Source organism: Granulicella sibirica (assembly GCF_004115155.1).
Lineage (GTDB): Bacteria > Acidobacteriota > Terriglobia > Terriglobales > Acidobacteriaceae > Edaphobacter > Edaphobacter sibiricus.
Window position 1 is genome coordinate 998,735 of the sequence record NZ_RDSM01000002.1, and the last position, 11,989, is coordinate 1,010,723.

The 11,989-nt window shown below is 62.8% G+C and carries 6 protein-coding genes; 4 read left to right on the plus strand and 2 right to left on the minus strand.

Annotation, left to right across the window (positions count from 1 at the left end; genetic code table 11):
• Nucleotides 1-128: 128 nt before the first annotated feature.
• Nucleotides 129-1,706 (minus strand): carboxylesterase/lipase family protein, encoded by a 1,578-nt coding sequence (locus tag GRAN_RS15070; protein WP_128913811.1) that lies wholly within the window; start codon nt 1,704-1,706, stop codon nt 129-131.
• A gap of 194 nt (nt 1,707-1,900) precedes the next feature.
• Here GRAN_RS15070 and GRAN_RS15075 point away from each other — a divergent pair, with 194 nt between their 5' ends.
• The 3 genes from GRAN_RS15075 to GRAN_RS15085 are packed head-to-tail and all read left to right on the plus strand — an operon-like array spanning nt 1,901 to nt 6,214.
• Complete coding sequence (locus tag GRAN_RS15075; RefSeq protein WP_128913812.1) at nt 1,901-3,466, plus strand: flavin monoamine oxidase family protein; 1,566 nt, start codon at nt 1,901-1,903, stop codon at nt 3,464-3,466.
• A gap of 40 nt (nt 3,467-3,506) precedes the next feature.
• Nucleotides 3,507-4,862, plus strand: coding sequence for an amidohydrolase family protein (locus GRAN_RS15080; protein WP_241654650.1), 1,356 nt, complete (start codon nt 3,507-3,509; stop codon nt 4,860-4,862).
• Nucleotides 4,859-6,214 carry an amidohydrolase family protein gene (locus GRAN_RS15085; protein WP_241654653.1) on the plus strand — a complete coding sequence of 452 codons (1,356 nt, stop codon included), beginning with the start codon at nt 4,859-4,861 and terminating at the stop codon, nt 6,212-6,214. Before GRAN_RS15080 ends, GRAN_RS15085 begins: the two co-directional genes overlap by 4 nt.
• A gap of 66 nt (nt 6,215-6,280) precedes the next feature.
• On the opposite strand, the gene GRAN_RS15090 is transcribed toward GRAN_RS15085, so the two are convergent.
• Nucleotides 6,281-7,594, minus strand: coding sequence for a hypothetical protein (locus GRAN_RS15090; RefSeq protein WP_128913813.1), 1,314 nt, complete (start codon nt 7,592-7,594; stop codon nt 6,281-6,283).
• Nucleotides 7,595-8,061: 467 nt separating this feature from the next.
• On the opposite strand from GRAN_RS15090, the gene smc reads away from it, so the two are divergent.
• Nucleotides 8,062-11,985, plus strand: a complete 3,924-nt coding sequence (gene smc / locus GRAN_RS15095) for a chromosome segregation protein SMC (RefSeq protein ID WP_128913814.1) — start codon at nt 8,062-8,064, stop codon at nt 11,983-11,985.
• Nucleotides 11,986-11,989: the final 4 nt, after the last annotated feature.

Below are 11,989 nucleotides of genomic sequence, written 5' to 3' on the forward strand. Positions count from 1 at the left end.
CTTCGCAACAGCATCACCGTTGCCAAGGCGGGAGCCGATAAAGCCGAACTCCGAGTCGTTGCCTTTCTGGTTGTCATTCCCGAAGGGAATCTGCGTCTGTTTCGCCCCGCGTCCATCCACCCGGAGATTTAAGACTTAGGCTTCCCCCAGTGCTCCTGCAGGAACAAATACCGTCCCCGATGCATATCCGGCTTCGACTCCGACTCGACGTTGATATGCATCACCTGCCAGTCATCCGCAGCCGAGTAAGCCCCCCACTTCGGCAGCCCCGGCCCATTCGGATCGCTCTTCTTCGCGAAGTTCGTCCAGTACAAACTCATCAGCTCTGAAACAGCGCGATCCTCCGGTCGAATCTTCATCTCCGGCCGCCCATCCAGCGCTCCGAACACATATTCAATCTCATCCGAGTGAAAGGCCCCGCTCTCGACCTTGTGGAACCGGTCCCCCGGATTCGGGAGCTCAAAGTGATAGCGATAGACCGGCGATCCACCCGTCTTCACCTGCGCCTCGATCCACCGCCACGTCCCGAAAGCAATAAACCGGTCCGCGGCCAGGTCAATAGCAGAGTCCTGCGCCTCTTCATCCGTCCCGGCCTTGTAAACCTCCAGGAACTTGGGCGTGTCATCGCCGAACTCCGTCTTTGCCTTCTCTCTAAAGTCAGCGGCGGTCGTCTTCGGCTTTCCACCCTCATTCGTATTCCATCCGGCAAGCAGAGGAACATGCGCCTGCTCACCCGCCGCATAGATCTCCTCCACCGGCTTCGGCATGAAGTACCCATCCACCTCCGGACTGAACCCCGGGCTCTTCGGCATAGCTTTCGGCCCCGTAGCCCTCAGGATGTCCTCCGTAGTCATCTGCCGCAGCTCCGAAAGCTTCGAGGTCCCGTAAGCCGCCTGCGCAAATGCGCTATCCCGCTCTTCCCTCTCCTTCAGCGTCGACCAGCCTCCGCGAGCCCCTGGCAACGCCCCACCGCTCTCGCCGATACCCTTCGCGATCAAGCCACGCGAAAGCGGCGAAGCCATCAGCGCGCTTACCGAGAATGACCCCGCCGACTCCCCGAACAAAGTCACATTCTTCGGATTCCCGCCAAACCCCTCGATGTTCTTACTGACCCAGGCGAGCGCCGCCGCCTGATCCTGCAACCCATAGTTCCCCGAAGCATGATGCGGCGACTCCGCCGTCAGCTCCGGATGCACGAAGAACCCGAAGATTCCCATCCGGTAGTTCATCGTCACAACGACAACATCCTTGCGCGCCAGAAACTCCCCATCCTGCCGATTCTCGGAGGTACTTCCACCCTGATACCCACCGCCATACACCCAGACCATCACCGGCAGGCTCCCCGGCTTCGCCCCCACCGGAGCCCAGACATTCAAGGTCAGGCAATCCTCGCTCGGCCCCGGATCATGAAACAGCATGTCCTCGAACACCGGGTTCTGAACACAGTGCGCCCCATACGCCTTCGTCGACCGGACACCATCCCACTTAGCCGCGGGCTGCGGCTCCCTCCAACGCAAGTCCCCAATCGGAGGCGCGGCAAACGGAATCCCACGAAACGCCCGTACCTTTCCGTCCTTCGTGAGCGAACCCTCAACCTTACCTTTATCCGTCTTCACCACAAGCGAATCCTGTCCCCACACCGGGCCGGCAATCGACGAAAGCGCAAGCAAAGCGACACACTGAAATAGCCGCGAACCAGTAAGCATTGAGTCCCTCTGGCAGCCAAACTATCACAGCCTTATCACCACTCGCTTTCACGCTCCTGTCACTCTGCGATACTCTGGACGCATCGGCCTTGCATCTCTCCTGATCCCACATCTTTCTCGCTCATGCGGGCCAGGCGTGGTCTCATCCTCTGTTCACGGAACCACTGACGAAACGACGAAGAGGGCTCTCCAGAATGCCAATCAGCAGGCGCGACTTTCTGATGCGCGTAGGCCAGGCCGGTGGCTACACCGCTGCCTTCACCACCATGCAGTCCCTCGGCCTGATCCCGATGAAGGCCGTCCTCGCCGAGCCGATCAACGCCTCGTCGACCGTCGGTAAGGGCACAAAGGTCGTCGTTCTCGGCGGCGGTATTGGCGGTCTTGTCTCCGCCTATGAGCTTCGCAAGCATGGCTACGACGTAACCCTCCTCGAAGCCCGCGAGCGCCCCGGCGGTCGTAACTGGACCGGCCGCAACGGCACCAAAGTCGAATTCATCGACGGGACCACCCAGACCATCGCCTGGGAAGAGGGCAACTACCAGAACCTCGGTCCAGCCCGCCTGCCGAGCACTCACGTCACCATGCTCGGCTACGCCCGCGAACTCGGGGTGCCCCTCGAAGTCGAAATCAACACCACCCGTTCGTCCCTGCTCCAGAACGACAAGGCCAACGGCGGTAAACCCGTTCCCCAGCGCAAAGCTATCAACGACACCCGCGGCCACGTCTCCGAGCTCCTCGCGAAATGTATCAAGCAGGGTGCGCTCGACTCCGCGCTTACTCCTGAAGACCGCACCCGCATGGCCGACTTCCTCGGCGTCTACGGCCCACTCGACAAGACCGGCGCTTATGTCGGTTCCGAACGTGCCGGCATCAAGGTCTACCCAGGCGCAGGAAAGCAGGTCGAAGTCGACGAAGTCCCCCTCGACATGCACACCCTCCTCGACGCCGATTTCTGGAACGGCATCCTCTACGAGGAGGTCTCCGACTGGCAGGCCACCATGATGCAGCCCGTCGGCGGCATGGACCAGATCCCCTACGCCTTCGCGAAATCGCTCGGCCCCATCATCCACTACAACTCCCCTGTCACCGAGATCCGCAAGACCGCCACTGGCGTCCGCATCAGCTATACCCAGGGCGGCCACTCCAAGCAGATCGAAGCCCCCTTCTGCGTCAGCGCCCTGCCCTTCTCCATGCTCAAGAAGATCCCCAACGATCTGTCCGCGCCCTATAAGAACGCCATCGACAACTGCACCATGGGCGCGTCCTTTAAGATCCCGTGGGAAGCTCCGCGCTTCTGGGAAACGGACTACAACATCTACGGCGGCCTCTCCTTCGTCTCGCAGGGCCCGAGCCCAATCTGGTATCCAAGCTCCCGCCTCAACCATCCCACCGGTATCGTCGTCTCCGGTTACATGGATGAGGTACAGGTCCCCGGCTTCAGCGACTGGACCAACGAGCAGCGCTTCGCCGCCTCCCGCGCCTCTATCGAGAAGATCCACCCCGGTCACGGCAAAGACCTCAAGAACCCGATCTTTTGCGGCTGGAAGCACGTCAAGTGGAACGAAGGCTCCTGGATAGCCGAGTACGGCGGCGGCGAAGCGGGCTACGACACCGTCATCGAGCCCGACGGCCCCATCTATCTCGCCGGCGATACCATCAGCCACCTCGTCGGCTGGCAGGAAGGCGCAGCCCTCTCTGCCCGGCGAGCCGTCAGTCTGATCAGCGACAAGGTAAAGGCGAGTCCCGCGGCAGGCGCGTAACTTACCGCAACCATCCCCGCAGAGCTATCGGGAGGCATTCTTGTATCACGCGACTCTCCGTAACAGACGCCGACAGGGCATTCTCGCATCCACACTCGCCCTGTCGGCCATCGGCCTTCACGCCCAGGCCCCGCCACCTGCCCCCACCGACTTCGTCATCAGGAACGCCACCGTGATGACAGCCACCCACGGCACCATAGACCACGGCAGCGTATGGGTTCACGCCGGTAAGATCGCCGGAGTCGGCCCCACCGTTAACGCTCCATCGAGCGCAGTCGTCATCGACGCCTCCGGCAAGTACCTCACCCCCGGCATCATCGACCCACACTCTCACTCAGCCCTAGGCAACGACATCAACGAGGCTACAAGCCCCGTTACGCCCTCGATGATGATGATCGATGCCTTCGATAACTCCGACGGAGCGCTCTACCAGGCCCTCGCCGGAGGCGTCACCACCGAACTGCTCCTCCACGGCTCGGCGAACATGATCGGCGGCCAGGCCGTCGTCATCAAGAACAAGTTCGGTCTCTCCCGCGAGGCCATGCTCTTCCCCAATGCCCCGCGCTCCATCAAGTTCGCCAGCGGCGAAAATCCCAAGCGCGTCTACGGCGGCCGCGACCAACTCCCGTCCACCCGCATGGGCAACTTCGAGATCATGCGCCAGTCCTTCGAGGACGCCAAGAACTACATCGCCACCCAGGACGCCTACCAGGCCAAGGTCGTCAAGGGAGACAAGGACGCAGTAGCTCCCAAGCGCGATCTTAAGCTCGAAGCCCTCGCCGACATCCTCCGGGGCAAACTCCTCGTCCAGATCCACTGCTACCGCGCCGACGAATTCCTCACCGAGGAAGCCATCGCCAGGCAGTACGGCTACAAGATCCGCGCCTTCCACCACGCCCTCGAGATGTACAAGGTAGGCGACCAGATCGCCCCTACCGGCACCGCCATCGCCACCTTCGCCGACTGGTGGGGCTACAAGGACGAAGCGTGGGACGCCATCCCATGGAACGCCACCATGAGCATGCGCGAAGGCGTCCGCGTCGCCCTCAAGAGCGACTCCAACGACTACATCCGCCGCCTCAACCAGGAGGCCGGCAAGATGATTCACTACGGTGGAGCCACCGAGGACGAAGCCATCCGCATGGTCACCCTCAACCCCGCATGGATCATCGGCGTCGACGACAAGACAGGCTCCATCGACACCGGCAAGGATGCCGACCTCGTCATCTGGAATGTCGACCCGCTCTCCACCTACGCCCGCGCTGAAAAGGTCTACATCGACGGCGACCTCTTCTTCGACAGCAGCCTCCCCGGCTTCGGAACCACCCACTTCCACGGCGTCATGCACACCAGCGGCTTCTCCGGAAATGACGACGAGATTGGAGACGGCCAGTGAAAAACTTCAAGAACACAGCGCTGGCGCTCGCCGCCATCACCCTCACGGGCATCGTCACCGCCCAAACCCCGAAATTCACCGGCCCCAACCTCACCACCACCGATCCGCCAAAGATCATCGCCATCACCGGCGGCAAACTCCTGACCATCACCCACGGCACCATCGACAACGGCGTACTCATCCTCGAGAACGGCAGGATCACTGCCGTAGGCACCGCCGGGACCGCCATCCCCAAGGGTGCGCAAATCTTCGACGCCAAGGGTATGACTGTCTACCCTGGCCTCTTCGACGCCGAAACTCACCTCGGCCTCACCGAGGTCGAGTCCGACGAGAACAGTAACGACCTCGCCGAGACCAGCGACGAGATCATGCCTCAGATGCGTGTTGTAGACGCCTTCCACGCCGAAACCGTCCGCATTCCCGTCCAGCGTATCAACGGCGTCACAACTGCCATCGTCGCTCCCGCTTCCGAAGATACCATCGCCGGCCAGGACGCCCTCATCCAGCTCTACGGTCGCGACCGCAACGCCATGATCGTCACTCCCGACATTGCCCTCGCGATGAACTTCATCGGCGACGTCCGCCGCAAGGGCAGCGGCCGAGGCGCCTCCAAGTTCCCCTCCACCCGCATGGGGCTCGCCTCGCAGCTCCGCCAGACCTTCCTTGACGCGCAGAACTACATGGCCGAACAGGCCGCTGCCGCAAAGCCCGATCACAAGGGACCGCCACCTAAAGTCGACCTGAAGTTCGAGGCCTTAATCCCTTACTTGAAGGGCGAAAAGCCCGTCGTCCTCGCAGCCGACGAGAGCTACGAAGTCGAAGTCGCCATGAGCATCGCCCACGAATTCCATCTCAAGGTGATCCTCAACCACGTCACCCACGCCCAGGATCTCCTCGACACCATCGCGTCCTACAAGGTCTCAGTCATCGTCGGCTCCATCTACTCGGCCCCACGCCCCAACGAGCGCTACGACGCCGTCTACTCCCTGCCCGCCGAACTCCAGAAGCGCGGTGTCAAGATCGCCTTCTCCAGCCTCTCGGACGGTCCAACGTCAGACAGCCGGAACCTCCCATACGCAGCCGGATACGCCGTCGCCTACGGCCTACCTTACGACGAAGCAATGAAGGCCCTCACCCTCAACCCCGCCGAGATGTTCGGCGTAGCCGACAAGCAGGGCTCACTCGACACCGGCAAGGTAGCCAACGTCGTCATCGCCAACGGCGACCCGCTCGACGTCCGCACCTCCGTCCAGCAGGTCTTCATCGGCGGAGTTCCAATCCCGATGACCAGCCGCCAGACTCAACTCCGAGACCAGTACCTGCCCCTCTCGAAGACACCAACTCCGAAGTAAGAAGCACACCCAAACAAGAAGAGGCGCTCCCGAAGGAGCGCCTCTTTACTACGCGGCCGGTTAGCCTTACTTATGGTGCGCGGTGGTGTGGTGAACCGGCGCAGCAGCCTTTTTGGCCACGGGAGCGCCATCCGCCATCACGATCATGGCAGGCGTCTGAGTGTAAGAGTCATACGTGCCCGTCAGGTCAAGCTTCGCTCCAACCGTCGGAACCGTCTTGAGAGGCTCCTTCATGTTGAACGTGAAGTCCGCAACCTTACCTTGAACGGCATCATCTGAAACCGAAACCTTCAGGACACTGTCAGTAGCCTCAACGACAGTCGCCCCGGGAATCGTAACCGACTTGCCCTTGATGGTCGCGAACACTTTGTCCGCATCCTCAGGCGTGCCGTTCGTCAGGATGAATTCCTTGTCGCTGAGCGCAAGCGTCGCAAGGTCCGGAGTGCTCGTCACGGTCGAGTGCGCGATGTCGGAAGCCTTCGGAGCAGGAGTGATGGTGAAGTCTGCCGGAGGCATCAGGTTCGCCTTGGCAGCCGTGACCACCGCATCATACCCATCGGCGTTCCCGTGGTACTTCTTGTAGCAATAGGTGGCCGTAGGCTGGAGCTGAGCCTTGAAGGCATCCGGAGCATAAGCCGCAGCACGAGTAGCGAAGAACGTGCACTTCACGTAATCCGGCGGAGTCGAAGAGTAGTAAGCCTGACCGAGAAAGAACGTGTCCTGAAGCAGCGGACCAGGTGTCTGCGTATCAGCCACCGGAACAGCCTGCAGCTCGGACGTAAACGCCGCGATCGCCGCCGCCGCATCCTTTTTGTTCAGAGCAGCCGTGCCAATCGCGCTGTAGAAGATCGGGGTAGCTTTACCCTTGATCGCCGTAAAGTCTGCGTCGCTCATGTCCTTCGGCTTGGTCGCCTCGGCATCGATACCTTTCTGCGCGTAGCTCGCAGCCTGATCGAGCGCGGTCTGCTTCGCCGCAGGGTCAGTTAGCTGGTCAGCCTGCGAACGACGACCGTAAACCTCGAGCGTCAGCGCCCGCAGGTTAGTCGGATCGATCTGCAGCAGGCGATCTGCGGCGTCGATCGTCTTCGCCACGTCGAACGTGCTGTACGCGATCATCAACTGCCCGAGCACATCGGCCTTTACCGCGCTCTGCGGATACTGCGTCAGGTACGCTTCGAGCGCTGCCGCCTTCGCCTTCGGGTCCGTCTGCGTGACCGCGTTGTTATAGGCGGCGTATTCCGCTGGCGAGAGTTGAACAGAACCGCCCTGTGCTCCTGCGGCCGGAGCCGCGGCAGCCTGCGCGTACGCTATGCGTGCTCCCGGTGCGACGCAGCCAACGGCGATTGCAGACAGGAGAGACGCAACCATTACCTTCTTCATGCAAAGCTCCTCAATACTTTGGTCATACGATGCTGCCGCCGGTGTCCCCGTCACTTGGTGCCGGGATCTTTCCCGCGGTCAGGAGTTTTGGTTGCAAAGGAGAACGACGTCAAGCCGCCCTCCGGTATCCCGCCGCATCCCGCCCGATGGCTGGCGCGGTACGAAAGAAAATCCTCTCGTCCGGAGGCCGATGATGCGGATTATAGAAAGCGCTTCCCCGACTTGCAAGTAGAGCCTCACACACGAGTATGGCACGCCTCTGCTCTTCGTCCTGCACTTTCCTCGACGCATCGGCAAACAACGTCCGTAGCCAGTCGAAATCCCCGCAATTATGCCCTCTTATCCACATTCGGCCCGGTTACGCTCCGTTGATTCCGCCCCACCCCAAGGCTACAGTTAATTCATACCCAGGCCCGTCCGCCGCGCCGTCTTTCTGCCGCCGGGCGACGCCCCAGTCACGAGGCACGATGCTCAAGCTCAAAAAGGTCCAGATACTTGGCTTCAAATCGTTCTGCGACCGCACGGAAGTCCAGCTCTCCGGCGAAGGCATCGCCGCCATCGTCGGCCCCAATGGCTGCGGCAAGTCCAACATCTCCGACGCCATCACCTGGGTGCTCGGCGAGCAGTCCGCCAAGAGTCTCCGCGGCATCAAGATGGAAGACGTCATCTTCGCCGGCACTCGCGACCGCAAGCCCACCGGCATGGCCGAGGTCTCCCTCACCCTCGTCGATCCCGAAGTCTACGACAGCAACTCTCCCGAGCCTGACGACGAAACCCTTGAAGCCCCCACGCCCATCACCGGCGACTGGGACGAGAGCCAGCTCCGTCAGCAACACGCCGCCGAGACCGAAGAAGCCGTAGCCGAGGCCCAGCCCGGCACCCTCATCGAAGGCGAAGCCAAACCCGCCCCCGCCTCAGAAGCCGACCCAAACGCCGAAGCGTCCCTCACCGAGAATCCCAACAACGTAGTCCTCAAGATCCGTCGTCGCAAGTTCGGCCGCGCCCCCATCCGCGCTGGCGAGCTCACCATCACCCGCCGCCTCTTTCGCTCCGGCGACTCCGAATACCTTCTCAACGGAAAGATCTGCCGTCTCCGCGACATTCAAGACATCTTCATGGGCACCGGCCTCGGCGGCGAGTCCTACGCCATCATCGGCCAGGAGCGCATCGGCCAGCTCCTCAGCTCCAAGCCCGCCGACCGCCGCGGAATCATTGAGGAGGCCGCCGGCATCACCCGCTTCAAGACCAAGAAGCGCCTTGCCGAACTCCGACTCGAATCCGCCCGTCAGAACCTCTCGCGCGTCAACGACATCTTCGAGGAAGTCACCAAGCAGATGGGCACCCTGAAGCGCCAGGCCGCCAAGGCCGAGCGCTATACTGCCATCCGCGACGAGCTCCGCACCCGCCTCCGCGTCGTCCTCGCCAGCCGCCTCTCCCAGCTTGACCACGAACTAGCCACCGCCACCACGGCCATCAGCACCCTCGCCACCCAGATCGACGCCCAGGCCGCCGACCTCGAAACGATGGACGCGCAGCACACCGAAGGCGTCCGCTCCGGCTACGCCCTCGACCAGCAGATTCGCGAGACCAACACCGCCGCCAACCAGTCCGCCGTCGAGCTCGAGCGCAGCACCGCCCGCGCCGCCGCCAACACCGACCGCGTCGCCGAGCTCACCAGCCGCCTCGCCCAGGGCCAGGACGACCTCGCCGCCGCCCGCGCCCAACTCGCCACGCTCGCCGGAGACCTCGAGCAGCACCGCGCCTTCGCCGAAACAGCAAGCGCAGAATCAGGCGAATCGCGCGCCGAAGCCCAGCGCCAGCAGCAGCTCGCCCAGGAAGGCGTCCGCGCCCTCGCCTCCGCCGAGCAGCAGGCCGAGCAGAACCGCCGTGCCATCATGCAGCTCGTCCAGCGTATCTCCCAGACGCGCAACGAAGAGACCCAGGCCGCCGCCGCCCTCGCCGGTCTCGAGCGCGAGTCCGAGCGCCTCCTCACCGAGTCCGACCACGCCCGCCAGGAACTAGCCACCCTCGGCCTCCAGCGGGGCCAGGTCAAGCTCAGCTTCGAAGACGTCACCGACCGCCTCAAGCGCCTCGAGTCCGAGATCTCCAGCTACCGTGCCCAGCTCGACCAGGCCCGTCAGCAGGAGGGCCAGAGCAAGCGCAAGGGCGACCAGCTTCGCGGAGAACAGGCTACCCTCAACGGTCGCCGCAACGCCCTAGAGTCCCTCATCCGCGAGCACTCCTACTCGACCGACACCGTCCGCAACATCTTCCGTGCCCACACCAACCGCGCGAAGCAGAACCCCGGAGCCCCGTCGGCCGCCCCCGTCGGCACCCTCGCCGACTTCCTCGAGGTCGACGGCAAGTACGAAAAGATCGTCGACGAGTTCCTCCGCGACGAGTTGAACTACATCGTCGTCCGCAACTGGGAGGATGCCGACACCAGCGTCCAGCTCCTGCAAAAAGAAGTAGCCGGCCGCGCCACCTTCCTCATCACCACGAACGAGGGTGCCCCACCTTCGACGCCAGCTTCATCGTCGTCTAAGGTGGGTTCCCCGAATGTTCCCGAAGCCGAGGGCCTCATCCCTCTCCGCGACTGCATCCGCATCAACCCGCCCGCGGACGCTCCCAACTTCGCCGCAAACATAGAATCCATCCTCCCCAAGCTCTCGAACGGCTACATCACCCCCGACACCGAAACCGCCCGCACCCTCGCCGTCCAATATCCGGACGCCTACTTCCTCTCCCCATCGGGAGAATCCTTCCAGCACCTCACCGTCACAGGCGGACGCCCCTCAGCGCAAGGCCCGCTCGCCCTCAAGCGCGAACTCTCCGAAGTCCAGTCCAAGGTAGACGCCGCGCAGAAGGCCCTCGCCGGGACCGACAAACAGACCACCGATCTCCAGCACCAGATCGCCGATCTCAACACCGAGATCGAAAATCGCAACCACGACCGCCGCGACGCCGAGCGCGAATCCGCCAACTCCGGAGCAGCCCTCCGCCAGATGGAATCCGAGGTCGCCCGCCTCGAACGCCGCCTCCAGGATTGGTCGATCACCACGGAACGCAACAAGGATGCCCGCAATCAAAAGTCGGACCTCATCGCCCGCCGCCAGCAGGATGCTGAAGCCCTCGAAGTCGAGCGGACCGCCCTCGAAGTCAAGCTAGGCGACGTCCAGTCCCAGCTTGAAGAGCTCCGCAGCGAGCGCGAGCACCTCCAGCAGTCCGCCGCTGCCGCCTCAGCTGCCCTCGCCGCCCTCGAAGAGCGCCGCCGGAACGCCGCCGCCAACCTCGAGCAGACCACCCGCCTCTACAACGGCCAACAGCAGCGCATCCAGCAACTCGACCAGCAGCTCACCGCCGCCGCGTCCGAGAAGCTCCGCCGCGAAGAGGAGACCTCCGCCCTCGGCATCCAGCACGAGGAACTCTCCGAGACTCGCGCTCAGGCCGTCGCCACCGCCTCCCGTCTTTCGTCTGAAGCCACCCAGCTCCGCGCCGCTATGGCTGAACTCGACGCGAGGCTCCGCCACCTCCGCACCGAAACCGAGTCCCTCCGCGAGCAGCGCGCCAACCACACTGCTCGCGCCGCCCGCCTTACCTCTGACATCGAGCACATGGAGGCAACCAGCCTCAACGATCTTGGCCTCCCCGCCACCGATCTGCGCGCCGACACCACTATCGCCCGAATTGAAGGTGAAGCCCTTTCCTTTGAGGAAGAAGAGTCCCGTAACTTAAAGCAAAAGCTTGAGGCCATGGGCCCCGTTAACATGATGGCCCTCGAGGAATACAACGAGACCGCCGAGCGCCACGCCTTCCTGGAAACCCAACGCAAGGACCTCCTCGACTCCATTCAGAACACCCAGGAGTCCATCAAGGAGATCGACGACGTCTCCCGCGTCAAGTTCGAAGAGGCCTTCAAGGTCATTAACGATAACTTCTCCGTCACCTTCACCAAGCTCTTCGGCGGAGGCCAGGCGTTCATGAAGCTCACCGAGCCCGAAAATACCAACGAGTCCGGCATCGACATCGTCGCCAGCCCCCCGGGCAAGAAGCTCCAGAACATCCTTCTCCTCTCCGGTGGAGAAAAGGCCCTCACCGCCCTTTCGCTCCTCGTCGGCATCTTCCAGTTCCAGCCTGCCCCCTTCTGCGTGCTCGACGAAGTCGACGCCCCGCTCGACGAGACCAACGTAGGCCGCTTCGCCAAGCTCATCGCCGAGATGTCCGCGAACACCCAGTTCGTCGTCATCACCCACAGCAAACGCACCATGAGTCAGGCCGACGTCATCTACGGCGTCACCATGCAGGAGCCCGGCGTCAGCAAGATCGTCAGCGTCAACCTCGGAGCCACCAACCGCAACCGTCAGGACGACAACTCCCGCCGCGTAGCGTGAGAAC